Origin of the sequence: Gordonia sp. 852002-50395_SCH5434458, assembly GCF_001665905.1 — a bacterium.
GTDB classification, from domain to species: Bacteria; Actinomycetota; Actinomycetes; order Mycobacteriales; family Mycobacteriaceae; genus Gordonia; species Gordonia jacobaea.
In genome coordinates this window covers 1-22,741 of record NZ_LZTC01000031.1, presented here as the reverse complement: position 1 = coordinate 22,741, position 22,741 = coordinate 1, and the positions used below count along the sequence as shown (strand labels likewise).

24 protein-coding genes are annotated in these 22,741 nt (G+C 63.9%); 10 read left to right on the top strand and 14 right to left on the bottom strand.

The window, feature by feature from the left end; all coding sequences use genetic code 11:
• Nucleotides 1–52: 52 nt before the first annotated feature.
• A complete protein-coding gene (locus A5785_RS05940) occupies nucleotides 53–3,262 on the bottom strand; it encodes an Ig-like domain-containing protein (RefSeq protein ID WP_156525441.1) in 3,210 nt (1,069 codons plus the stop codon).
• Between the two features lie 1,144 nt (nucleotides 3,263–4,406).
• Between A5785_RS05940 and gluQRS the strand changes: the two genes are divergently transcribed.
• Nucleotides 4,407–5,342, top strand: coding sequence for a tRNA glutamyl-Q(34) synthetase GluQRS (gene gluQRS, locus A5785_RS05935; protein ID WP_049700137.1), 936 nt, complete (start codon nucleotides 4,407–4,409; stop codon nucleotides 5,340–5,342).
• 19 nt (nucleotides 5,343–5,361) lie between these two features.
• On the opposite strand, the gene A5785_RS05930 is transcribed toward gluQRS, so the two are convergent.
• Together A5785_RS05930 and A5785_RS05925 are read right to left on the bottom strand one after the other, a co-directional pair.
• The gene (locus A5785_RS05930; protein WP_049700138.1) at nucleotides 5,362–6,387 is read right to left on the bottom strand and encodes a hemolysin family protein; all 1,026 of its coding nucleotides are present in this window, start codon (nucleotides 6,385–6,387) and stop codon (nucleotides 5,362–5,364) included.
• Nucleotides 6,380–7,729, bottom strand: a complete 1,350-nt coding sequence (locus tag A5785_RS05925) for a hemolysin family protein (protein ID WP_049700139.1) — start codon at nucleotides 7,727–7,729, stop codon at nucleotides 6,380–6,382. Before A5785_RS05925 ends, A5785_RS05930 begins: the two co-directional genes overlap by 8 nt.
• Nucleotides 7,730–8,018: 289 nt before the next feature.
• Between A5785_RS05925 and A5785_RS05920 the strand changes: the two genes are divergently transcribed.
• The 5 genes from A5785_RS05920 to A5785_RS05900 all read left to right on the top strand — a co-directional run bounded on the left by A5785_RS05920 (nucleotide 8,019) and on the right by A5785_RS05900 (nucleotide 11,820).
• Nucleotides 8,019–9,197 (top strand): PucR family transcriptional regulator, encoded by a 1,179-nt coding sequence (locus A5785_RS05920; RefSeq protein WP_064865093.1) that lies wholly within the window; start codon nucleotides 8,019–8,021, stop codon nucleotides 9,195–9,197.
• A gap of 237 nt (nucleotides 9,198–9,434) precedes the next feature.
• Nucleotides 9,435–9,854 carry a hypothetical protein gene (locus A5785_RS05915; protein ID WP_152930119.1) on the top strand — a complete coding sequence of 140 codons (420 nt, stop codon included), beginning with the start codon at nucleotides 9,435–9,437 and terminating at the stop codon, nucleotides 9,852–9,854.
• A gap of 274 nt (nucleotides 9,855–10,128) precedes the next feature.
• On the top strand, nucleotides 10,129–10,626 hold the full coding sequence (locus A5785_RS05910) for a hypothetical protein (protein WP_049700141.1): 498 nt from the start codon (nucleotides 10,129–10,131) through the stop codon (nucleotides 10,624–10,626).
• 19 nt (nucleotides 10,627–10,645) lie between these two features.
• Nucleotides 10,646–10,882 carry a hypothetical protein gene (locus tag A5785_RS05905; protein WP_152930121.1) on the top strand — a complete coding sequence of 79 codons (237 nt, stop codon included), beginning with the start codon at nucleotides 10,646–10,648 and terminating at the stop codon, nucleotides 10,880–10,882.
• Between the two features lie 50 nt (nucleotides 10,883–10,932).
• Nucleotides 10,933–11,820, top strand: a complete 888-nt coding sequence (locus A5785_RS05900; RefSeq protein WP_049700143.1) for a hypothetical protein — start codon at nucleotides 10,933–10,935, stop codon at nucleotides 11,818–11,820.
• A gap of 20 nt (nucleotides 11,821–11,840) precedes the next feature.
• Here A5785_RS05900 and tgt read toward each other — a convergent pair whose 3' ends face one another.
• The gene (tgt, locus tag A5785_RS05895) at nucleotides 11,841–13,139 is read right to left on the bottom strand and encodes a tRNA guanosine(34) transglycosylase Tgt (protein ID WP_420841306.1); all 1,299 of its coding nucleotides are present in this window, start codon (nucleotides 13,137–13,139) and stop codon (nucleotides 11,841–11,843) included.
• 91 nt (nucleotides 13,140–13,230) lie between these two features.
• Here tgt and A5785_RS05890 point away from each other — a divergent pair, with 91 nt between their 5' ends.
• The gene (locus tag A5785_RS05890; RefSeq protein WP_049700144.1) at nucleotides 13,231–13,683 is read left to right on the top strand and encodes a hypothetical protein; all 453 of its coding nucleotides are present in this window, start codon (nucleotides 13,231–13,233) and stop codon (nucleotides 13,681–13,683) included.
• Between the two features lie 51 nt (nucleotides 13,684–13,734).
• Nucleotides 13,735–14,517, top strand: coding sequence for a MerR family transcriptional regulator (locus A5785_RS05885; protein WP_049700145.1), 783 nt, complete (start codon nucleotides 13,735–13,737; stop codon nucleotides 14,515–14,517).
• Nucleotide 14,518: 1 nt separating this feature from the next.
• On the opposite strand, the gene A5785_RS05880 is transcribed toward A5785_RS05885, so the two are convergent.
• Nucleotides 14,519–15,829: a UDP-N-acetylmuramoyl-tripeptide--D-alanyl-D-alanine ligase gene (locus tag A5785_RS05880; protein WP_049700146.1), complete on the bottom strand. Its 1,311-nt coding sequence runs from the start codon at nucleotides 15,827–15,829 to the stop codon at nucleotides 14,519–14,521.
• Nucleotides 15,830–15,914: 85 nt separating this feature from the next.
• On the opposite strand from A5785_RS05880, the gene A5785_RS05875 reads away from it, so the two are divergent.
• Both A5785_RS05875 and A5785_RS05870 read left to right on the top strand, forming a co-directional pair.
• Nucleotides 15,915–16,991 (top strand): D-alanine--D-alanine ligase family protein, encoded by a 1,077-nt coding sequence (locus A5785_RS05875; protein WP_064865091.1) that lies wholly within the window; start codon nucleotides 15,915–15,917, stop codon nucleotides 16,989–16,991.
• Nucleotides 16,992–17,417: 426 nt separating this feature from the next.
• A complete protein-coding gene (locus A5785_RS05870; RefSeq protein WP_064865088.1) occupies nucleotides 17,418–17,930 on the top strand; it encodes a hypothetical protein in 513 nt (170 codons plus the stop codon).
• An 8-nt stretch (nucleotides 17,931–17,938) separates the two neighbouring features.
• Here the strand turns inward: A5785_RS05870 and A5785_RS05865 are convergent, their stop codons facing one another.
• The 9 genes from A5785_RS05865 to A5785_RS05830 all read right to left on the bottom strand — a co-directional run bounded on the left by A5785_RS05865 (nucleotide 17,939) and on the right by A5785_RS05830 (nucleotide 22,358).
• A complete protein-coding gene (locus A5785_RS05865; protein WP_064865085.1) occupies nucleotides 17,939–18,391 on the bottom strand; it encodes a hypothetical protein in 453 nt (150 codons plus the stop codon).
• A gap of 292 nt (nucleotides 18,392–18,683) precedes the next feature.
• Nucleotides 18,684–19,154, bottom strand: coding sequence for a phage protease (locus A5785_RS05860; RefSeq protein ID WP_064865081.1), 471 nt, complete (start codon nucleotides 19,152–19,154; stop codon nucleotides 18,684–18,686).
• Nucleotides 19,155–19,169: 15 nt separating this feature from the next.
• Entirely contained in the window at nucleotides 19,170–20,057 is an 888-nt protein-coding gene (locus tag A5785_RS05855; RefSeq protein ID WP_064865078.1) for a major capsid protein, read from the bottom strand.
• A gap of 16 nt (nucleotides 20,058–20,073) precedes the next feature.
• Nucleotides 20,074–20,451: a capsid cement protein gene (locus tag A5785_RS05850; RefSeq protein WP_064865075.1), complete on the bottom strand. Its 378-nt coding sequence runs from the start codon at nucleotides 20,449–20,451 to the stop codon at nucleotides 20,074–20,076.
• Nucleotides 20,452–20,454: 3 nt separating this feature from the next.
• Nucleotides 20,455–21,000: a hypothetical protein gene (locus tag A5785_RS05845; RefSeq protein WP_197494538.1), complete on the bottom strand. Its 546-nt coding sequence runs from the start codon at nucleotides 20,998–21,000 to the stop codon at nucleotides 20,455–20,457.
• A 14-nt stretch (nucleotides 21,001–21,014) separates the two neighbouring features.
• Nucleotides 21,015–21,413, bottom strand: a complete 399-nt coding sequence (locus tag A5785_RS05840) for a helix-turn-helix domain-containing protein (protein WP_064865072.1) — start codon at nucleotides 21,411–21,413, stop codon at nucleotides 21,015–21,017.
• A gap of 3 nt (nucleotides 21,414–21,416) precedes the next feature.
• Entirely contained in the window at nucleotides 21,417–21,695 is a 279-nt protein-coding gene (locus A5785_RS05835) for a hypothetical protein (RefSeq protein ID WP_231894223.1), read from the bottom strand.
• Between the two features lie 139 nt (nucleotides 21,696–21,834).
• Nucleotides 21,835–22,005, bottom strand: coding sequence for a hypothetical protein (locus tag A5785_RS23230; RefSeq protein WP_156525440.1), 171 nt, complete (start codon nucleotides 22,003–22,005; stop codon nucleotides 21,835–21,837).
• Nucleotides 22,002–22,358 (bottom strand): hypothetical protein, encoded by a 357-nt coding sequence (locus A5785_RS05830; RefSeq protein ID WP_064865069.1) that lies wholly within the window; start codon nucleotides 22,356–22,358, stop codon nucleotides 22,002–22,004. Before A5785_RS05830 ends, A5785_RS23230 begins: the two co-directional genes overlap by 4 nt.
• Nucleotides 22,359–22,741 lie beyond the last annotated feature (383 nt).

Sequence of the window (22,741 nt, the reverse complement as noted above, 5' to 3'; positions counted from 1 at the left end):
GGTACTGCGCTCTCGAGTCGCCGCTCGACCAGCGTATGGTGGCGCGCACGATTCATAGCCAGGTGTAGTTGCCCTCCGCAAGGCCGTAGCTCTCGTTGCGTATGACTTTTCCGGTCAATTTACGTAGCACAGATGCCATCCGGGTGTACATTGCTGACTTGGTTACGACAGCATCAAATTTTGAACCCATTTTTATGTACGTTTCCGGGTTGGTGTGGACGTCGACGAGATTCCACCATTGGTGCTCGGTCTCGGCCTTACCCTCGAACACTCGCCCGCTAATTTGCTGCAGCGATTCTCCGTAGCCCCAATCCAGTTTAGGTACACGATCGCGAGTGTCACGGATGTGAATCGACGGGGTATCCGACCAGACAGCTGTCGACAATGGTGAGCCAAACGTGACAATTCCGATGACGTTTCTCCGCTTGATACGAGCCGCGTTGATAACATCGATTCCGCCTTGGCTGTATCCGACGAGCAGGATTTCTACGTCTGGGTTACCGGTTTCGGAAATGGCGTTGTCGATGGCTGCGAGTACATCAATGTCGGGCACGAACAGCGATGCTCCAACGTTCTCCGCCGCCGACTGTTGCGCATCAGATGCGAAATCGGTGCCAGCGACATACACGATCAACCGCCTGTCGTGGTCGACATCACTCAGGACCTCCTGGACGTAAATCGGCGCGTACTTACTGGTTTTGTCCCATAGCGTCTTGAATAACTCAGATGTCGACTTCGGTGGCACGGTCTTCGGAGTGCTCGAACCGGAATTGTCTTCACCAGCCCGAGAAGGCCTTGGGGCGGGAGTACCGGTGATCTCCACGATCTGGCCGAACAAGGTTCGCTGATAGCCGTTAAGGAACTCGAGTGCAATCTGTGTGCCGATTCGAACACCGCTGAAGCCCTGACGCTCTAGAGCTGCGTCAAGTTGCCTGACGATATTCTCAATTTGAGCGATGGACTTGCTGACGGTGACCAGGGCGTCGGCTACCACGTGCATTGCGTAGGTACGCACGAGGTAGCGCTGCAGGGTGCTGTTGTAGCCATTCAGCTCCGGAGCGAAATCGGCTTCGAGTGCCGCGACCTTATCCTTGTAACCGCGCGCATAAATGGACGAGTCGTTCTTGACGAGTTCGGCCGCAATCACGGCCGTCGGATTCGACCCGGTGGCGAATATGAGTGTGCGTGCTTGTCCAGGTTCCAACCATGTCAATGCCTCGGTGTTACGCACATAAACGTCCTGAATCTGGGTTGCCCGACCACCGTGGCCGTCGTCGACAACAACGGTTATCCGCTCTGAGTAGGCGTAATACTTTATAGATCCGTAGCTGGCGTAACCGACTGGCGTGTAGACGATCACACCGTCCTGGAGCACTGCGCTCCCTCCGTTTGAGGCGGTGAGCGAGACCACCGACACGTCATCGAAGTCATCGTCGGCAAGGGTCAGGATGAACTCGGCATCTGCGACGAACTCTCCTTCGGAACCGGGGACAGAGGTAATAGTGGCCACCGGGTTCTGGTTGTAGAACGGAACGTGGAGGCTGACCGGTACCTTCACGGACCCGCCATCCTGCCCGTCGTCGACGATGATATCGAACGCGGCGTCGTAAGCGCCCTCATGTGCGAGAACGAGATCGGGGATATAACGCACCACCGTTGGCCCACTTTCAGGCCGAGCGACTTCGACTGCGCCCGCTGAAGGCGTAGTGGCGCTGTACCGGACCTGGTCGAACCCGATCCATCCCGAGTACTGGCCCCAATCTATGTCCGATGCAGTGACGAGATAGGTGCGATACCCGAGAGCGCCGCGCGGGTCTTCCGTCTCGCTGACCTGGACCTGCGGTGCGTTGTTCACCTGAATGAAGTCGATGTCGATCTGACCGGCGAGGCCGGTTGGGGTGCCTTTACCGTCGGAAGCGCCCACCACGAACAAGTCCGACACCTTACCGTAGTGAAGGTAGTAGCGGTCGGTGACGGTGTAGGTGAACGTGTCGTCGGCGTTGTGAGTGATCATTCCGCGCGAAGGTTGCGTCAGTACTGAGTAACTGATCAGGTCGTGATCGGCATCGGTTACCGCCGGACGGAACGTCACCGACCGACCGTCGGCGGAGCGCGAAACTTCCAGCAGCTTTCCAGTAGGTGCCTGATTGGTCACCGCGGGAGCATCACGCAGTGGGATCGCCGGTATCCCTTCGGCGGGGGAGTTCGACCTCGGGCCTGCCGGCATGCGCATGATCGAGCCAAGGAGCACCACCGACCCATCGTCAGCTTTGGGCGCCTGGACGGTGACCATCTGCCAGCTGCCGGGAACTGAACTGTAAGTGCCGGATTCGCCAGCTGCGAGCACGTCGAAGCTCAATATCTGGCCTCCGGGAGTCGACCTGGTGATGGCGATCGATGCGGTGCCGTCGTTAAAGACCTTCACTCTGCCGTCGACAACGGCGTAGCTTACGCCTGCGCTGACCGGATTCGCGTAGGTAACCGCGGTGAACACGCTGTTATCGCCAGCGTCGACGAATCGGTTGTCGGGATCTTCGGCGTGATAGTCGGGTATGGACGAGCCGCTAAGCGGGATGTAGTCGAGGGGGGATTCTGTTGCGCTGCCGACGGCTATAGTGTCGCCGAGCAAGGTTGACGGGCTGACGGTGATGCGGCCGACGACCGTGGGTGCGCCGTCAGTTCGAGGCGTCTGCACCGTGTAAGCGGTAAATCCCAGCGGACTGGCCTCGCTCGCGCGAGGCATCTTGTAACTCTCGCCGGACTTGATGACCACCAGGCCCTGGCTGGAGTAGGTGGGGAAGTACAAGTTTACGATTGCGACGTCAACGGCGCTATTGTTATGCAACGTAAAGGCACCAGAGCCGTCATCCGGAACGCTGTAGGTCAGTCCAGGTGGCGGCGGGCTACCTTCAAACCCGGAGCCCCAATCGTTGTCGCCATAGTTCCAGAACCGGTTGTCGGGGTCTGCGGCCTGTTCGTTGGTGGTGAGAGTTGATGATTCCGCGTAGTAGTATCCGGCCTCTTCCTGCGTCACGTCCAAGCGCATTGGTTGCCGTGATGCGCGGGCTCCCAGTGTGATGGTTCCCAGCGCGAGAGCCGTTTCGGTCACGGTAGGCACAGAGGCGCCGTCAGCAGATGCGCTCGGATCGACCGCGGAGACCACGACATCTTGTCCAGAAATGGACGCAAGACTGTCTATTTCAGATTCAGTACGCCATTCCGTGTGCCCGATTGGCTGATCTAGTCCCGACACGACATCCACGGGGTCCCCGGATGCGGCTGGCAGAGGCACTGACTCCGAAGCTGACTGTCGTTCTGCTGCAACTTGATTTGAAGATGCAGTGAATTCCGAGCCTATTCGGCCGCCAGCGCTTAATGCGCGCCCAGTAAGCGTAGAGGCCGAGGCGTGGCGATCGTAAGGGTCGTTCTGGCTGGTTTCAGGTCCGGACTTGGCCTCGGCCTCATGGGACTCGCTCTCGTCGGTGAGTCCGACTGGCCCCATGCCCGTCTCGGTAGTTGGTGCCGGTGCGGCATCTCTGGGAATCGACCCGGCGGGACTAGCACCAGTAGCGACTTCGCTCGGCACGGTCACGCTGGAGGGGTTCAAATCGGGTTCGGAATCGATCGGCGACGACCCCGCTATATTTCTGGAATCCGTTGCGGGAGGATCGCCGTCGGAAATTTCCGTACCCTCCGAGGGGTCGGAATCGTCACTGCTCGAAGAGGCACTGTTTGGTGACTCACTCTGAGTTTCGTCGGCGGAGGCAATGCCGGGAGCGGCGGCGGTCAGTACCGCTGCGCTGAATCCCAATGCGACGGCAACTCGTCGGGTGTTACCGATGTGCTTAATGGCGTGCCTGGACATACGACCTCTTTACTCGAGTCGGGACGCACAAAAAGTACCAGCCGCCTGCGCACCTGCGTCGCGGTAGAACGCGCGCCAACGCAAAAGTTCCCCCATATAGGGGAACGCTGTCCTGGCACTTAGAAAATGTCTGTCGCGTGCCCACCAAACAGCTAGTCAAGATGCGCCTGAAGGTTCGAGTGTCATTCGGCGGTCGCGGCGGGTTTGTTTTCAAGACGCCTTCTGGACTCATAGGGGGGCTGCCGAGCAGAATTCCAACTGTTTGACTCACCGGGCGAATTAGGGTTGCGTGCCAATACATGCTCACGCAACGGTGGCTACCGCAACAACGCTACGACCCGCGCGGGGCACAGAAGACCCAGCAACTCCCACGTGCACCGCCAACTACTGATTTCGACTCGGCAGGTCGCTCCGCGAGCTCCATTCGCTGGTCGAGCCTGTCGAGACCACCGCTAGTGATTTCGACTCGGCTGCTCGCTGCGCTCGCGGCCGCTCAATCAGCGGAGAGGACCACCCACCCGCGGCGGTAGTGTCGTCTCCGATGTCCGCACACGAACCCGCTGCGCAGCCGGCGCTTGCTGCCGGGCGGTACGCGCCGTCGCCGTCGGGCGACCTGCACGTCGGCAACCTGCGCACGGCCGTGCTGGCGTGGCTCTTCGCCCACACCTCGGGCCGCCGGTTTCTGCTGCGGATGGAGAACCTCGACCGCACCGCGGTGGGATCCGATCAGCGACAGATCGACGACCTGCACGCCCTCGGGATCGACTGGGAGCCGCCGGTCGTGTACCAGACCGACCGGCTCGATCGGTACCGCGCGGTGATCGACGACCTGACCATGCGTGGCCGCACCTTCGAATGCTTCTGCACCAGACGTGAGATCCTCGAAGCCCCGTCGGCGCCGCACTCCCCACCGGGCGCTTATCCCGGAACCTGCCGACACCTCACCGCAGAGCAGCGCGAGAGCAAGCGCGCGGCCGGGCGTCCGCCCGCTATCCGGATCGTCTCCGACGTCGACGAGTTCAGCGTCGTCGACATCCTGCACGGCGAATACACCGGCGCCGTCGACGATTTCGTCATCCAACGTGGCGACGGCACGCCCGCATACAACCTCGCGGTGGTCGTCGACGACGCCGAGCAGGGTGTCGACCAGGTGGTCCGCGGCGACGACCTCCTGTCGTCCGCCCCACGCCAGTCGTACCTCACGACGCTGCTCGGGCATACCCCTCCCGTCTACGCGCATGTCCCGATGGTGCTCAACGACAAGCAGATTCGCTTGTCGAAGCGCGACGGGGCTGTCACGCTAGCCGACCTCGCCGCGCGCGGCGTCGGCACCGCAACGGTTCTCGACCACATTGCGGCATCGCTACAGCTGGCCGAGCCCGGCGAACATGTCACCCTCGACGACCTCGCTCAACGCTTCGATCCGACGAAGCTCCCGACGCAGCCGTGGATCCTCACCGAAGACGAATGGACCTGAGAGGCACTCACATCCGCGCTCAGGACGCGGTCGTCAACAGCCTGTCGAGCAGATCGTCGAGAGTCAGCACGCCGAGAACCTCGTCGCCCGCAGATACCAGCGCGATATGTGCGCGCTTGTCGCGCATGCGCGCCATACCCTCGTAGGCCGGCAGCTCGGCAGGCAGGATCAACACGTCTCGGGCAAGGTTGGCTGCCGTGACATCGGCAGCCGCATTGAGACTGTCTCGGACGTGCACCACACCGATCACCGAGTCGCGGGTCAGGTTCTCTTCTGCCCCTGCGCGCACGACGAGCAGTCGAGAGTGCCCCGTCTGACGCGAAACCTCTTGAATCCCAGCAGGAGAAGCATCCGCGGGAACACCGTCGAGTGCGCCGTCGCCTACGACGTCGCCCACCGCGAGCGCCTCCGTGGCCAACGCCGCACTGAGCCTGTTGTGATACTCGTCGTCGAGCATCCCGGTCTCGGCGGAGTGGTCGACCAGCTGTCGCAACGTGGCCGAATCCTGTCCGGACGACACCTGGTCGACTGGCTGCACGCCAACGCGACGCAGGCACCAGTTGGCGAGTTGGTTGAGCACGACGAGCACCGGGCGCACCACCCACATGAAGGCGCGCATCGGAATCGCCAGCAGCACAGCCGATTTCTCCGGGTGTGCGATGGCCCACGACTTGGGTGCCATCTCGCCGACGACCAGGTGAAGGAAGGTCACGATGATCAGCGCGAGTATGAATCCCGCGACGTCGGCGATCCACAGCGGCGCGCCGAGTGCTTCGATCCCCGGCGTGATCCAGTGATGCACAGCGGGTTTGGTCACCGCGCCGAGCGCAAGCGTGCAGACGGTGATACCCAACTGCGAACCGGCCAGCAGCACAGACAGTTCCGACGAGCTGCGTAGCGCGGCTCGCGCGGCACGACTGGTCTGCGCGGCATCTTCGATACGGTGCCGACGAGCGGCGATCAGCGCGAACTCGACAGCGACGAAGAACGCGCTCGCCGCGATCAACGCGACCGTGACCGCGAGTACGACCCAGGGGTTACTCATCGGCGTCTCCGGACTCGGTGATGACGAGGTGGACGGTCGCGGGCACGCGGCGCCTGACCTGCGTCACCGTTGCGGTCACCGTCGGAGCAGCGACAGCGAAAGTGGCGTCGGCAAGCGGCAATTCGACGCTGTCACCGACCTGCGGCAGTCCGCCCGACGTCGAGATCACGAGTCCGCTCAGGGTCTCGTAGTCGCCTTCGGCCACCTCGTGTCCGATCACTCGCGACACCTCGTCGAGGTGCGTGTCGCCACGTGCGAGCCAGCCGTCGTCCGTCAGCTCGATCGGTTCCGACGACGTCGTATCGTGCTCGTCGTCGATCTCGCCGGTGATCTCCTCGGCGATGTCTTCGACGGTGATGATGCCCGCGATTCCGCCGTATTCGTCGATCACGACAGCCATCTCGTCATCTGAGCTGGTGTCGAGGCGTTCGAGCACCGCCGGAAGCGGCAGCGTGGTGGGCACGATCGCGGCGGGACGCGCGAGATCGGCTGCGGTAAGGCTCGTTTCGTCGAGTCGTTCGAGCAGATCGTGCAGGTGCACGATCCCGACGACGTCGTCGGGGTTCGTTCCCACGACGGGATATCGCGTGTGCCCCACCGCCATCAGGTCGCGAACCTCCGACAGCGAGGTATCTGCTGCGACGAAGTCGACGAGGGGCCGGGGCACCATCGCGTGCTCCGCTGTGCGAGTGGGAAAGTCGAGGACACGATCGAGGAGGGTCGACAGTTCGGCAGGCAACTCCCCGACCTCGCGCGACTCGGCGACGATGTGCTCGAGGTCGCGCGGCGACGCGGAGTGCTCGACGTCGTGCACCGGCTCGATGCGCAGCGCTTTGAGCAGAAGGTTCGACGCGGCGTCGAACAGCGAGATGACCGGACCGAACACCTTCAGGTAGATCGACGTCGAGAGTGCGAGTCGACGCGCAACCGGCTCGGGGCGCGCGATCGAGAGGTTCTTGGGGAACAGTTCGCCGAACACCATCTGCACGACCGTCGAGAACAGCACGGCGAGCACGGTGCCGATGGCCACGCCAACGGCTACCGGGATGCCGACGTCGCCCAACAGTTCGCCGACGCCACTGCCGATCAGCGGCTCGGCGACGTAGCCGACGAGTAGTCCGGTCACGGTGATGCCGAGCTGTGCACCCGAGAGCATGAAAGAGGTTCTGCGCGTCACCGAGAGTGCGCGGGCTGCCGCGGCGTCGCCGTCTGCGGCGCGGGCCTTGAGTCGCGACCGGTCGACGGCCATGTACGCGAACTCCTGCGCCACGAAGTAGCCGGTCAACGCGGTGATGGCGAAGACGACGAGAATTCCGATCACGATTCCGAGGAGGATCATCATGCGATCACCTCGTCGCGGACCGTCGGAACATGAACCGACGTGTCAGGAGTTGTGAATGCCCCCGAGTGGGGGCTGGATCGTCGAGGTTTCCGTTTTTTGCGCCGAGCGCGGTTCATCGTGTCTTTCTGTCGGGAGGATTCGAAGCTGGAACGTCAGAGTTCAGGATACGTCAATGTCAACGAAACGGACATCGCGATGGTTCCCGGTCTGCAGGACCGTCCTCGAGGCCGAGCCCCAATCCCACTTCGGTCTCCTACAGTCGCGGCGCTGCAGCGTTAACGTTTGTGTCGTGGCGTCGCGTGAAATCGACAACCAGATCGCCGAACTCGGTGGACTTCTACAGGCTCAGGTGGATGACCTTGCCCTACTCATCGTTGCCGCGATCCACGCTGAGGTCGAGTTCTATCACGCAGACAACGCCGTTTCCGGCGACTCGCTGTTTGCTTCCGCCCGCGACAATTTGAGTCACGTTTTCCGCTCGCTGGAAGGCACCACGGGGCCCGATCTGTCGTCGGCCGTCGAGATCGGTCGGCTCCGGGCGGAGCAGGGGGTGCCGTTGGCGTCCGTGATGGACAGTTTCCGAATTGCCGCTCACCAGATTTGGCAATCCCTGAGTGGAGCGATCGCAGGTATGTCAGCCGACGCAGCCTTGGCACTTGCTGCGACCGAGAAGATCTGGTCTGCCCAGGACTCCTACACGGAAGCGATGTCGGGGGCATATCGCGATCACGCAACAGCCCGTGCGATCGACGACGAAGCAGAACGCGCTGCGCTGGTCGAGGCGCTGCTCGAGGGACACCACCTCGCGGATTACACACGCTGGGACATCGCGCGCATGCTGGCGATCCCGGCGCAGGGACCGTATGTCGTCGTCGCGGCGCAACCGCCGATGCCGGGCCGGATGCCGCTACCCGATATTGCCGGACGTCTGCGAACGGTCGACGTCTACTCGGCGTGGAGGCTGCTGCCGGACGTACACATCGGGCTGGTGCACGTCGGCTCGCGGAACGCATATCGCAAGGTTGTCGAACTACTCGGTCGGGTGGCGAACACCCCGGTGGGGGTGAGCCCACAGTTCGACGATCTCACCGACACCGCCGTCAGCATGCGCTACGCACGGCTGGCCATGCAGTCAGTTCCCTCGGGAATGCTGGTCAAGGAGTTCGACGACTCGGTGCTCGGTGTTGCTGCGGTCAGCGCACCGGATGTGACGCGCAAGATCGCCGAGGTGGTCCTGGGCAAGTACGACTCGCTTCAGGACGCCGACAAGGAGTTGTTGGCAGCCACGTTCCGCGCATGGATGCTCGCCAACGGCTCTGTTGATGACGCGGCGGAAGCGCTCTCGTGTCATCCGAACACGGTCCGTTATCGTCTGCGCCGGATCGAGCAGGTGACGCAGAGATCTCTTCGCGTGCCAAAGGAATTGACGGAGTTGTGTCTGGCATTCGAAATTGCGGACCGACTCTGATACGAGCGGTCGTGTCGAGAAGTCGCGGGCACGATCGAGGCGTGCCCACGCGGCGCGGACAGCTGCATCTTCCGTTGTGGCTGAAGACAATATAGATCCAGGGATTTCGGATTCGCGGACGTATACGACGCTGGATGGCGGTCGTTAGCATTCTGTGGCAGCCGACGCTCCGCGTGCGTGCACTTGGCTGCTGAGACAAAGCCGCCGCGCTGACAAATCGAGAACTCTGTTTCGGTCTTGCGCTACGAACATTTTCACGACCCGCGGAAGGCACGATTGAAAGTGACTGCTGCTGCAGTGGTATTGGCTCCGCTGGCGGTGATGATCTTGCCATTCGCTCTTGACTGGTACCACCGAACCGTCGTAGGGGAAACCCTCGACACGATCGATTCAAGAAGTGCGATCTGCACTACGGAAAGGCTGTCGATCATGGATGCACAGTCGGAGAATCCGTCCACCCTGCAAGCGAGAGTGTTCCTGGGCGAGTTCGAAATGCTTGCCGCAGCGTTGATCAAGCAACTCGACGCCGTCGATGTGCCGGCGAGCGAGAGGCGGGCACTGCTCACCGAGCTGTTCAACGTGCGCGCTCAGATAAACCGGCTTCAGGCGGCGTACCACTTCCCTGTCGACGACCGGCCCGCGAAGTCACCGCAGTAGGAGCAGATACTTGTCGGCCGACTCGGCCCCAAGCAAGATACCCGCTTGGTCGGCAATGGGTGATATGAGCCGATCGTCGGCATGTGATTTGTATTGGCGGACAAGGGAATCTGATGATCTTTAGGACCTTTGACCTACCGCGACAAAGTCCGACGAGCGTAGTTTCACTAGTGCATGGGAGTTACGCACTCACCGACGACAGCAACCGACGATCGAGAACCCGGATCGGGGTTCGATCGAGTTTTGACCAACCTGCGAAGTCGAAAGGTAAGACATGTCAACGAATTCAGAATCTACAACTGCCAGCGAGGTCAACAGTGACACGTTGGTTGATGTACGCCTGGACGACCTGCGAAATTTCATCAACAGATTTCTCGACTCCGTGGCCTCAGCCGAGAGGGAGAATCATGAGCAGGTGCAAGCCCGCATTGCCGAGGCCGCCGAAGCAACCGAGAGGGTAGCCGGGGACCTGAAGGTGAAGAGTGATGCGGCCACCGCCGCGGTGACCTCGCATTGGCAGTCATTCACAGATGCATTGTCGGCCAAGAAGGCTGAGGTTGACGCGCAGATCACCGAGCGCGCTCAGGAGCGTGACGTCCGCCGTGCGCAGGAGGCTGCGGATAAAGCCGAACGCATTGCCGACGACTCGGTGAGCGTTGCACGGATCGCGATTCAGAACGCATGGGTGGCCGTACTCGACGCCATCGACGCCGCGCTCTATGCCAAAGATCTCACGGACCCATCAGCCACCCCGGTGGGCAAGGACGCCTGAGGATTCCTGGAAGGACATCATGAGTATGAATAGAATTGTCATCGCTGCCGTGGGTATCGCACTCGTGGTCGGCGCGGTGATCTTCAACAGCAAGCGGCGCACGGTCGATGCGACCACCATGGAGATCCAGGACGCGATGAGCGGACTCGACCCGGTGTCGCGGGCGGCAGTGATCGCCCGATTGGCCGCTGACAAAAAAGCACAGTGGGACGACAAGACAAAACTGGACGAAGAGACACAGCTGGACGAGAAGTAGCGACCGACGGGAAGCACCGACTGCGTACGGAGTGATATCGATATGCACCAGTGAGTGAGCAGCGCGAGCGGACGGATCGCGAGCGGATCGATCCACAGAGTCGATTCGCGGAGCGCCGTCGTCGACTTCATGAGGCCCGGTCGGGTCGGATCACGACCGCGATCGCTGATCGATTCACCGAGATCGACGGCGGTACCGCGGGCACCCTCGTGTCGGTCGAGCTGTTCACCACGGTGATCCCGTTGATCATCCTCGGATTCGGATACTTTTCCGGGTTCGCCTCCAACGCCAGCCCGGGAACGGTGTTCATCCGGGAAACCGGGCTACATCACCCGCTCGACGACCAGGTGCGCGAGGCCTTCGGTAACTCCGCAGGATTGCGATCGAGTTGGACCATATTCGGCGTCGCGGGTTTCCTGGTCTGGGGAATCCCCATGTCGATCACCATCGCCGCCATCTTCGGAAAGGCGTGGCGTCGGGAACAATTCGGAATCGGCCAACGTCTCCTCCGCGGCGCCATCTGGTTCCTGCTGTACCTCGTGATGCTCGCTACGCGCGAATGGCTGACCTACACCGTCGGCACCGGCACGACCACGCACGCGCTGATGTTCGTCGTCGGGCTGCTACCGGTGTGGATCTTCTGGTCGCTGACCCCACCGCTCTTGGTCCGCGACGGGGGTCGAGGTCTGCGCTATCTTCTCCTGGCCGGGTTAGCCGGGGTTGCCGTCGATGGTGTCGTCCTGCCACTCGCCTCGCGAGTAGCGTTTCCGGCACTGCTTTCCGGCTGGAACGGATTCGGCCCGATCGGGGTCGCCATGACGCTGATCCTGTGGTGCGGGGTGATCGGTGTCGGATGGGTGGTCATCGCATGCGTCGGTGCAGTCTTCTGGGAACGCATCACGCCGGAACACACGGTCCTCGAGTCGCAAACGGCCTGATCACCTAGCCATCGCGCAGCTCAGTCGTTGCGATTCCCCGCGTAGTACCGGCCGAGGAATTCGTCGCGGTAGGCGTAGTAGTCGCCGGACTCGATGGCTCTGCGCGCGCCGTCGACCATCTGCACGACGAAGGCGACGTTGTGCAGTGTCGCCAGCGTCGCGCCGAGCCCCTCCTTCGCCTTGAACAGGTGGTGCAGGTAGGCGCGCGAGTACTGCGAGGTGTAGTTGGTGACCTCGGGATCGAGCGATCGGAAGTCGCTGCGGTATCGCGCGTTGGTGATGTTGTAGCGGCCGTCGAGCGAGTAGATGGCGCCGTTGCGCGCGACCCGCGTCGGCGAGACGCAATCGAACGTATCGGCGCCGTTCTCGATCGCGGTGAAGATGTCGTCGGGTTCACTGATGCCCAGTAGATGCTTCGGCTTGTCTTCTGGCAGTTCGGAATTCACCCAGCCGACGATCGTGCCGAGATTGGCCTTCTCCAAAGCGCCACCGATTCCGAAGCCGCCGAAGCCCTTTCCGCCGGAATCCTGGTCGCGCCGCGAGAGTTCGGTCAGGTCGCGGGCCGCCTTACGTCGCAGGTCCTCGTACTGAGCGCCCTGCAGCACACCCCACAGCGACTGCTGAGGTCGATGGCCACGCTCGACGGAAAGCCGATTGTGTTCTGCCAGACAGCGAATCGCCCACTGCCGAGTGCGTTCCAGCGAATTTTCCTGGTAGCCACGGGTGTTCATCAGCGTGGTCAGCTCGTCGAACGCGAAGATGATGTCGGCACCGAGTTGGTGCTGGATCTGCATCGACAGTTCGGGCGTGAACCGATGCGACGACCCGTCGAGATGCGATTTGAAGGTGACGCCGTCGTCGTCGACGCGGGAAAGTCGTTCGCGCCCTTCGGCGATCTTCTCGTCGTCCTGCTCGCCGGTCACGTCCATCGAGATGACCTTCTTGAAACCTGTGCCGAGCGACATGACCTGGAACCCGCCGCTGTCGGTATAGGTGGGACCCGACCAGTTCATGAAGGCGCCGAGGCCGCCCGCGGCGTCGACGATCTCGGGTCCCGGCTGCAGATAGAGGTGATAGGCGTTTGCGAGCACGGCCTGCGCGCCGAGCGCGGCGACCGCCTCGGGTAGGACCGTCTTGACCGTCGCCTTGGTTCCGACCGGCACGAATGCGGGTGTGTGGATCTCGCCGTGCGGCGTCGTGATGACTCCGGTGCGGCCGAGCGAACCGTCGAGTCGCGTGCCCACCGCGTAGGAATGGTCGGGACGCAGGTGCAGACCGGTCGGGTTGGTGTCGGGAGCGTCGATGTCGGGCGGGGTCACCGACCGATCTTCGCAGGTCGAGCGGCCTGAGCTCAAACCAGCTTCCGACGAGGCGTGCTGACGCGAAGCGCGGATTCGCTACGGTGAGTCCATGACGCGCGGAACGAACCTCAAGGTACCCACCCGTATCGTGCTGGCCTGCTGCGGCGCCCTCGGAGCTGCGTCTCTGGTGCTGACCGGCTGTGGCACCGAACAACAAGCCGACACGTCGAGCACAGCGGCGACGCAGGCGAGCAGTTCGACGAGCCCCGTCGTGGTCGGCGGCCCCCGCCCCGGAACACCGACCACCTCCCTACCCCCCGAGACCGCCGCAGGCACCAAGGAGTGCGACAAGATCTCCGGACCCGACGGCGCGCTGACCGTACAGATTCTCGCCGGCGACGTGAGTTGTGCCGACGCCATGACGCTCGCCAAGTCGTACGGACCCAAGATTTCCAGTGGTGAGCCGCAGGACGTCGACGGCTGGTCGTGTGCCCCGGCTACCGGAAACGGCCTGCTCGCCGCGTGCGAGAAGGGCTCGGACAGAGTTGGCTTCGCGCCGTAGGGCCCCCGCCGACTTGACCCTCACGCGACGTCAGGCAGCAGAGTCATCGGCGTGAGCGAAGGAAATGCCCCGTCGTCGGGCGACCTCACCGTCGGTGTGGTCGCCGGTCTCGTCGGTGTCAGTGTGCGGACGTTGCACCATTACGACCAGATCGGTCTGGTCACCCCGACGGGCCGCACGCCCGCGGGATATCGCGTGTACGACGACGGTGACGTCGAGCGCCTGCACCAGGTGCTGACCTACCGGGAGTTGGGCTTTCCACTCGAGCAGATCGCGACCCTGCTCGACGATCCGCACGCAGATGCGCTGGGCCACTTGACCACCCAGCGCGATCTGCTCAATGAGCGGATCGCTCGCTTGCACCGGATGGTTGCAGCAGTGGAGGACATGATGGACGCGAAGAAGTCAGGGATTCAATTGTCAGCCGCCGAACAGAGCGAGATCTTCGGCGACGATTGGCTACCCGAGGAGTACTCAGCCGAGGCGCAGCAGCGCTGGGGTGAGACCGAGCAGTGGACGCAGAGCCAGCAGCGAACGGCGCAGTTCAGCAAGGACGACTGGCGCCAGATCAAAGCCGACGCCGACGCCTTCGAGGCACGCCTCGCCGACGCGTTGGGGCGCGGCGTCGAACCCGGTTCTGCCGAGGCCGACGACCTCGCCGAGCAACATCGGGCGAGTATCGAGAAGTTCTACGACTGCAGCTATGAGATGCAGGTCTGTCTCGGCGACATGTACGTCGCCGATCCGCGGTTCGCCAAGCACTACGACGACGTCGCGCCTGGTCTCGCGGTGTTTTTGCGCGACGTGATCCGCGCGAACGCCGACGGTAAGTAGCTCAGCCCAGTTTCTCGGCTACCCGCTCGAGCGCGGCGACGCGGCTGCCCTTGACCAGCACCGCGTCGCCGTTGCCGAGTCCGGCGAGTGCCGCGACGGCGGCGTCGATGTCGGCGACATGGGTGGCTGTCGAGCCGTAGAAGGGCTCGTCGACGGCTATCACCGCGATGCCGAGCGACTCTGCCTGGAGCGCGATCGCCTCGTGCTCGGCAGCTGAGTCGTGTCCGAGTTCTGCCATCGTTCCCAGCACGGCGAAGCGTCGTCGAGCATCAAGGGCCGCCAGGGAGCGCAGCGCGGCCGACATCGACGTCGGGTTGGCGTTGTAGGCGTCGTTGAGCACGACGACGCCGTCTGCCGTGGTGGAGAGTTCCATGCGCAGGCCCGACAGCGCGGCCCCGAGGAACCCGGCGGGCATCGACTCGACGGGTACGCCGAGTCCGCCCGCGGCCGCCGCGGCGGCGAGCGCGTTGGACACCTGATGCTCGCCGCGCGCCGCGAGCGACACCTGCGTGCTGCCCCACGGCGTGTGCAGGCGGAACGATGCACGGAGCTGATCGTCGACGACGATGTCGGTGGCCACGACGTCGGCCGAGGGAGTGAGTCCGTAGGTCAGCACCTGGGCGGACGTGCGGGATGCCATTGCCGCGACGCGCTCGTGGTCGGCGTTGAGCACGGCGATGCCGTCGGCCGGAAGTGCTTCGACCAGTTCGCCTTTCGCACGTGCGACGGCCTCGATGCTGCCGAAGAGTTCGAGGTGTACACCCTCGACCCGGGTGATGATGCCGACGGTCGGGCGCGCGATCGAGCACAGCAGCTCGATGTGCCCGACCCCGCGCGCACCCATCTCGACGACTGCTGCCTCGGTGTCGTCTGGGGCGTTGAAGAGCGTCAGCGGGAGGCCGAGTTCGTTGTTGAACGACTTCTCGCTCGCGGCTGTGCGGAACGTGGTGGAGAGCAGTCCGGCCAGCAGATCCTTGGTCGACGTCTTGCCCACCGACCCCGTGATCCCGACCACTCGCTCGGGAAGTCGACGCCGAGCTGCGCGGCCGAGGTCGGCGAGTGCGAGCGCGGTGTCGTCGACGGTGATGGCCGGAGCGTCGACGCCATCGACAGGACCGGTCGCGGTGAGGTAGGCGCCCGCGCCCGCCGACACCGCGCCCTTGATGAAGTCGTGTCCGTCGCGAGCAGCGACGATCGGGACAAACAGTTGCCCGGACCGCACCGCGCGCGAGTCGATCGTCGCGCCGTCGACCGTCACGTCGTTTCCGACGAGTTGACCGCCAACCGCGTCCGCCAGCTCAGTTGCCTGCATGTGCACGCCTCAACGCTAGAGGAACGCGCGAAACACCCCGCACGCCGGGGAGAGCGCGGGGGAGCGTCGACGTATCGTGTGACCCATGTCGACTCCCCTGCTTCGCCTGGTTGTTCTCTACGGCGGTGTCTCCGCCGAGCACGATGTGTCCCGCGTGACCGCGGCGCACGTGCTGGCAGCAGCCGACCCGGCCAAGTACAGCGTCGTCCCGATCGGTATCGCGAAGAACGGCACCTGGGTACGCAACGACAAGGTGATCGCCTCGCTGGCCGACAACACGCCGCTGCCCGATGCACTCGACATCGCGGGCACCGTCATCGACCCGCTACGCGAACTGCAGGCCGACGCCGAGGGCGCGATCACCGTCGTGCTGCCGCTACTGCACGGGCCACACGGCGAGGACGGCACCATCCAGGGGATGCTCGAGCTGTTCAAACTCCCCTACGTCGGCGCCGGTGTGCTCAGCTCGGCGGCGTGCATGGACAAGGGCATGGCCAAGGTCGTTGCCGCGCAGGCGGGAATCCCGCAGTGCCGGTGGATCGAATACCGCGACGGCGTCGACGACCCGCGCACCGTGGCGTTCCGCGCCATCGAGGAGCTGGGCCTGCCGCTGTTCGTCAAGCCTGCCAACCTCGGATCGTCCGTGGGAATCACCAAGGCGCACAACGCAACAGAACTCGACGACGCGATCAACCTGGCGCTGCGCTACGACGACGTCGTGGTGATCGAGGAGTTCGTGTCCGGGCGTGAGGTCGAGGTTGCTGTGCTCGGCAACGAGAGCCCCGAGACGTCGGTGCCGGGCGAGATCATCTCCGGCAGCGAGTTCTACGACTACGAGGACAAATACATCACCGGCGCGGCCAAGCTGGTGATCCCGGCGCCGCTGAGCGACGAGGCGGTGCGCGAGGTCCGCGAGCTCGCAGCGAAGACGTTCCTCGCCATGCGGTGCGCGGGCATGGCGCGTGTCGACTTCTTCTACGAGGAGGACGGCCGCGGTTGGCTGCTCAACGAGGTGAACACGATCCCCGGATTCACCCCGGGGTCGATGTACCCGAAGCTGTGGCAGGCCACCGGGATCGCCTACCCCGACCTCATCGACCGCCTCGTCACGCTCGCGCTGGACGCACACCGTCGGCGCGTGGGGTTCTCGACGGAGCACTGAGGCCGTCGTTTCCCGCCTGACAGGGCGTGGGGACGTGCTCTATCCGAAGAGGCTCCAGACCTCTCCCGTTTTCAGTCATTTTCAGAGGCGCCCGGCGGCAAAAGCCCAGTTCGGATCGCCGAGACTGTTCGGAAATGACTGAAAACGGGAGAGCCGAGCGGCGCCGCTCGGTCCCAGACAGCGAAATACCCCCTCACCCGCGTAGGTGAGGGGGTATTTCTTGGCGGTGGCGGAGGGATTTGAACCCTGCGCAGATGACAAGGATGTCCTCCCGAATCGCTTTCACCAGCACAGATTCGACCACTATCAACCAGTCCAACCGTGCTCAACACTGACGAACTGTGCCCAAATTGTGCCCACGGCAGTCAGTCTGTCGTAGGTCACGGCTACCGTGCGAGCACCATTTCCTATCACCAGGAGAACCACATGCAGACACCCGACGAGCCGACGTGGGAGCGGCTGACCCAACTCACCGCCACCACGCGGTCGTACGCCCCGACACGATTCATCCTCGCTATCGCATCGCTCGTCGACGCCGACGCCATCCGCGGAGCAGTGACCACCGTCGACCTCGCAGGGCCGACTGTCTGGACGTCCGTACTCGTCACGGATACCGCACTCTGTCGCGTCTCAGCCTCGTTCGACGCCGAGCACTTCGACCGCGAGGAAGAGTCCCAACAACAATTCCGGTACAACGCCCCAGCCATGACACTGACGGAAGCGTGGACACGTCCGCTCGCTTCCGTGCGCGAGATCTCGATCGCAGACGTGTCTGGCGAGATCGATCGACAGAAGTGGTATCGGGTCGCTGGAATGAAACTCATTCTCGATGACGGAAAGCAGATCGAATTACCGGACCAAGGACGTCTTCACGACACTCGTGAGCGTGAGCAATCGGATGAGTTTCTGACGGCAGTTCGCCGCGGCGTTAGCTTCTGACTCGGTCGTCAGCGGTACCAGCGGCCGACCGCCGGCGGCACATCGGCGACCACGTACACCGATGACACTAGGCCTGTATGAGAGTCGCCCGTTACGCCAGCGTCAAGAACTGCGAGGGTCTCGTCGCTGCTCGCGTCGACGAGCCGAACGGACGTGTTGATCCCGGGGTGTACTGGCTCGACTCGAATCGACGAGTCCTCCATGTCCAGATGCCATTCCGAGCGTTCGCCACGCGACTTGAGGTAGTCCTCCACTCGCTCCGCCTCGAGTTCGACGCACAGGCACGAATGACCAGGATCAGAACCGGTGGGTCGGACTCGATAGAACTCGCCGTCGTACTCGACGGTGTGGCCGATCGGGTTCGCTTTCGCATTCAACCGATCGAGCTCGTGCGCAACCATCTCCGGGACCGTCGGGATCGGCTCACCATCGGGGACCGTGATGTCGAATTCATCGCTCATCGGACGAGGATCGCACGCACGAAGCGCCTGTCCTGCACGTTTCTGCGCGGTTCCCGCAAAAAAATATTTCCACTCACCGGCGAGTGGGGTGCCCGCCCCCTTTCTAGGATTTTCGGGGGGGTGGGTGGAGCGGTGACGCCCCCGGCCCGGAGTGGCGGGTCGGGGGCGTCGGTGTCGGCGCTGGCGGTGTCGTGGGGCTTCTCTCAAGGTGTGGCCCGTGGCCGGCCCTGGCCGCCATGCTGTCCGCGTGTCCCGGAATGGAGTGCGGGGGTGCGGTGAGTTTGACGCCGAGTCAGTAGAACCAGGCGGCTGGTTCGTCGAGGTTGGGTTCGGTTGCGTGGCCGACCTCGGTCATGGGTACGGCTGTTTCGTCGGGGACGGAGGCGAGGACGTCGGCCATGCCGGGGTCTGCGCTGATGAGGTTGACCCAGTGGCCGCGGCGGGATGCGGCGATCTTGCCTTTGCGGATTGCGTCGTCGACTTTGGTCTCGACCTGTTGTTTGGCGGCTGCTGCGGTGAGTCGTCGGCCTTCTGCGGCGTCTGCGCGCAGCGTCGAGAGGGTGTCGGTGTCGACGGCTTCTAGGCCGAGGCGTTTGGCTGCGGCGGCGACGGCGCTGGGTTTGGCGGTGTCGTCGACTGCTTCGCTGGCGAGGTTCTCGATGACTGCGAGGATCGCGTCGACGTCGCTGGTGTCGGTGTCGGCGGGTATGCCGAGCAGCTCGAACAGTTGGGCCGTCTGGTCTTTGGTGAATGTGAGTGCCATGGCGTTGTTCTCCTGTCAGGCCGTGAGGCTGATCTTCTTGGCCGCGTAGGGCTTGTCGACGGCGAACGCGGGTACGGCGTAGGCCTGCACCCATTTCGATCGGGTGGCGCGGTCGTCGTACACCTCGACGGTCAGGGGGGCTTCGAATCCGACGGTGCCGACCTGTCCGGCTGCGAGTGCCCATACGGTTCCGGCGGTGATCCGTGGGTTGCTGTAGAGGGTGACGCCGGCGCTCTTGAGCATGGCGTCGAGGCCGTCGCCGTAGGCGGTGCGTAGCTCGTGGGCTTGCTCGGGGTTGACTGCGACGAGGTCGTGGCGCACGCCGAGTTCCTGGAGGTCGGCGACGAGTTGCGCTTCGGACAGGTGGGCCGAGGGCCGGTCACCGGATGGGGTGAGGCTGTCGGCGGGTCCGACGAATACGAGGTTCTCCCAGTTGCCGTCGATGACGACGCTGTTGTTGGGGCTCGTGACCTTCGCGTTGAGTTCGGCGTAGGCGCGGGTGTCGATCTTGCGGGCGATGGTGTTGGCCAGCTGGGTGGTCTGTTGATCGAGGTAGGACACGTCGTTGCGGCGGATCTGCTCGTCGGTGATCTGGAATTTGCCGCCCCAGTCCTCGACGACTGCGAGTTGCGGGTCGGGATCGACACCCTCGACAACCTTGTATTCGCCTCCAGGTGAACGCTTTTCGACGTCGCTGCTGTAGAAGTCGGACGCCTGGATCACGCTGTAGAGCATGCCGCCACCTTCGACGGGCTTGCCGAGCTGGTGAAAGAACTTCGGTAGCAGAGTCTGGTCGTCGGCGAGCTTCGCGATGCGTTCCCGCAGGATTCTGGTGGGGTCTTTGAGGGCGACGTCGACGGACAGTCGCCGGCCGGACAGTTCGGGAATGAGTGCGCTGGGCATGGGTTGTGGCTCCTCGTCAGATCAGGGCGATTTCGGCGTCGGTGCCCGACGCGGCGGCAGTGATGGTGTAGCCGACGACGACACCAGTGGTGCGGGTGACGGCTTGGCCGTTGGTACCGACTTCGACGTCGACGCCGGCGGCGATCGCAGCGCCAGCGCGAACCTTCACGACGCCGTCGCGCGCGACACCGACGAGTTCACCGACTCCGGCGTCGTGCTTGGCGACACCGAATGCGCGGGCTCCGGCTGCCGGGTGGGCGACGGACAGGCTGCCGTCGCTGGTGCGGCTGCCGGAGATCGCGACGAAGCGGCGGCCGGTGACGGCTGCGGTCGGTTGGGCGGTCACGTCGCCGCCAGGGGCGTAGACGCGCGCATTGGGTAGGACAGTGGACACGAGTTACCTCAGCTTTCGGTGGGCGCGACGTCGGCGGGCGGCCGCGACGAGCACGATGGTGGAGTGGTTGTTCCTGGCAGGCGTAGGGGTGCGGAGCGTCACGCGTCCGCTGGATGCGGCGACGAGCTCCTGGAGGCTCGCGAGGTCGTCGATGCCGGGGTTGGTGGAGCCGAGTAGCGCGACACCGGTGAGGACGAGGGGCCATTCGCGGCCGGTGGTGTCGCGGAACCCTTGCAGCGCTTCGACACTGCGGTCGGGCCAGTGCATGGGTGCCGCGTCGGCGAGCCAACGGGGCAGGACGAGGTCCCCAAGCAGGGTTCGGCCGGCGGATGCGATGCGGAGGTTGTCGACGTACCCGAATGACGGGGTGCCGTCGAATCGGTCGTCGACGTGGCCGAGTTTCACCACGGGTTTGCGGAGCACGCCAGCGCGGAATGCGTCGACGACTGAGCGCAGATCGTCGGTGTCGACCTGCCACCGGCCAGTGGAAATGTCGTGGGTGCCGACCTTGACCAGTTCGACACCGCGCAGGGTGCTGGTATCAGCCACGATGGGCCTCGCTGTCAGGTGTGACGCCGTTCGGCGCGGTCGACAACGGCTCGCGCCGCAAGTAGCCACCGACCGCCGGCTTTTCGAGCCGGTAGACGCCCCCGGCGCGCAAGGTCGCGGACCGCGTCGGATGTGATCCCGAGGACCGCGGCGGCCTGGGCGGTGTCGAACAGTTCATGAGCGAGGTCTACACCCGAATCCGGTTGAGCTGCCTGTTTTCTCGCGTCCACGTGTGTGTCGCGGGTCGGGACGCGAGATGTGGCGCGAGAGAGCTTGTTACGCAACGACGTCAGACGCAGCGAGGGTTGGCGGCGGGTCTCGGCGAGCGCTCGTTCGTAGGCTGCGATGACGCGCAGCACCTCGCGGGCGTCGTCGGCGCCCAGGAGGACGCCCGTCACAGGTTCTATCGACATCGCTCAGTCGTCCTCGTCGGCGTCGCGGACCGTATAGAGCGCGGCGAGGTGGTCGTGTAGTGCGGCAGGTTCATCGAGGCTGCGGGGCAGACGGGACAGCGCCCACAGCAGCGGCCGGAACAGTTCATCTGGCGCGGCCTGTTCGACGCGCGCGAGTTCGGTTGCCGCGCTGTTGAATCCGACGGTGTCTCCGCGGTATCCGTGAAGCACGAGACCCACGACGGCACGCTGGATGCGGAGTTCACGCCTGACCTCGCGGGGGTCACGCTCGGCGGCGGTCACTTCTGATCCCGCTGGTTCGACAGGTACTGCTCGAGGCAGGCGCGGCATGTCCACCCGTGGGTCGATCCGGCCCACACGCGGCACGGGCCACCACACCGCGAGCACGTGTGCGGGCGTTCAGTTCGAGATTGGTTACGGCTCATTGCGATTTCTCCTCTTGTTCGACGGCGTCGTGCAGTTGGTCGGCCAGCTCCTGGGCTTCGATGTCGGACATGCTCATCAGGTGGGGCCCGACTCGCAGTTGCACCGGCCGGTCGGTGTCGTCGACGCGGCGTACCCGCGCGCGTTCGGTGATCCCGTGGAATCTCATCGGGTGGCGTCGTCGCGGGTGCGGTGTGTTGCGCACGCGTCACCGGGGTGGTGCACGACGATGCGGCACGGACGCCCTGACCGGGTGGGGCGGCTGCAGCGCAGAGGCGTGTTGTCGATGCGGGCGCGCCACTCGTCCGACAGAGGGCAGACGCATTCGTGGCTTTGGTTCGGGTCGCCGTGGTCGACGTCGGGCTCGCCTAGTCGGTCGGTCTCGACGAGCCATGCGTGTCTGCGGCCCGCTTGGTCGACGGCCTCGGCGACCTCGATGCCGGGCAGTCCGTAGGGCTCGAGGTCGACGCGTGTGTGTTCGTCGACCAACTGTTGGTGGGTGCGATCGTGGTCGTCGCTCATCGTGATGTCTCCCCTCCGGCGCGGCGGGTCGAGCGGTCGCGGGCGACGCGCTGGTTCTCGCTGTAGATCGTGACGGTCCGTTTCGGTGGTTCTGGGTCGGGCGCGGGAGGCCGTCCGTCGGCGCAGTCTTCGCAGCGGTCACCGATTCGGGCGGCCGGAAGTTCGATGGTGCATTCGACGCATCGTCGGGTCTTCTTCACGGTCGGTTTCGCCGCCTTAGTGTTCGCGAGGACGTGGAGCGTCTGCGGCTCGTGTGGGTGAGCCACAGACGCCTGACTTTCTGTTTTTTCGGGGGGTCCATCGTTGTTTTTGGGTCCATCGCCTCTGACCAGCGAAAACAGGGGCTGTCTCTTATACACATCTGACGCTGCCGACGATCGCAT

Excerpts from the sequence above, each read along its gene's own strand:
- gluQRS (WP_049700137.1), top strand. The coding sequence starts at position 4,407 with ATGTCCGCACACGAACCCGCTGCGCAGCCGGCGCTTGCTGCCGGGCGG.
- A5785_RS05930 (WP_049700138.1), bottom strand. The coding sequence starts at position 6,387 with ATGAGTAACCCCTGGGTCGTACTCGCGGTCACGGTCGCGTTGATCGCG.
- A5785_RS05925 (WP_049700139.1), bottom strand. The coding sequence starts at position 7,729 with ATGATGATCCTCCTCGGAATCGTGATCGGAATTCTCGTCGTCTTCGCC.
- A5785_RS05910 (WP_049700141.1), top strand. The coding sequence starts at position 10,129 with ATGTCAACGAATTCAGAATCTACAACTGCCAGCGAGGTCAACAGTGAC.
- A5785_RS05905 (WP_152930121.1), top strand. The coding sequence starts at position 10,646 with ATGAGTATGAATAGAATTGTCATCGCTGCCGTGGGTATCGCACTCGTG.
- A5785_RS05890 (WP_049700144.1), top strand. The coding sequence starts at position 13,231 with ATGACGCGCGGAACGAACCTCAAGGTACCCACCCGTATCGTGCTGGCC.
- A5785_RS05880 (WP_049700146.1), bottom strand. The coding sequence starts at position 15,829 with ATGCAGGCAACTGAGCTGGCGGACGCGGTTGGCGGTCAACTCGTCGGA.
- A5785_RS05875 (WP_064865091.1), top strand. The coding sequence starts at position 15,915 with ATGTCGACTCCCCTGCTTCGCCTGGTTGTTCTCTACGGCGGTGTCTCC.
- A5785_RS05870 (WP_064865088.1), top strand. The coding sequence starts at position 17,418 with ATGCAGACACCCGACGAGCCGACGTGGGAGCGGCTGACCCAACTCACC.
- A5785_RS05865 (WP_064865085.1), bottom strand. The coding sequence starts at position 18,391 with ATGAGCGATGAATTCGACATCACGGTCCCCGATGGTGAGCCGATCCCG.
- A5785_RS05860 (WP_064865081.1), bottom strand. The coding sequence starts at position 19,154 with ATGGCACTCACATTCACCAAAGACCAGACGGCCCAACTGTTCGAGCTG.
- A5785_RS05855 (WP_064865078.1), bottom strand. The coding sequence starts at position 20,057 with ATGCCCAGCGCACTCATTCCCGAACTGTCCGGCCGGCGACTGTCCGTC.
- A5785_RS05840 (WP_064865072.1), bottom strand. The coding sequence starts at position 21,413 with ATGTCGATAGAACCTGTGACGGGCGTCCTCCTGGGCGCCGACGACGCC.
- A5785_RS23230 (WP_156525440.1), bottom strand. The coding sequence starts at position 22,005 with ATGAGATTCCACGGGATCACCGAACGCGCGCGGGTACGCCGCGTCGAC.
- A5785_RS05830 (WP_064865069.1), bottom strand. The coding sequence starts at position 22,358 with ATGAGCGACGACCACGATCGCACCCACCAACAGTTGGTCGACGAACAC.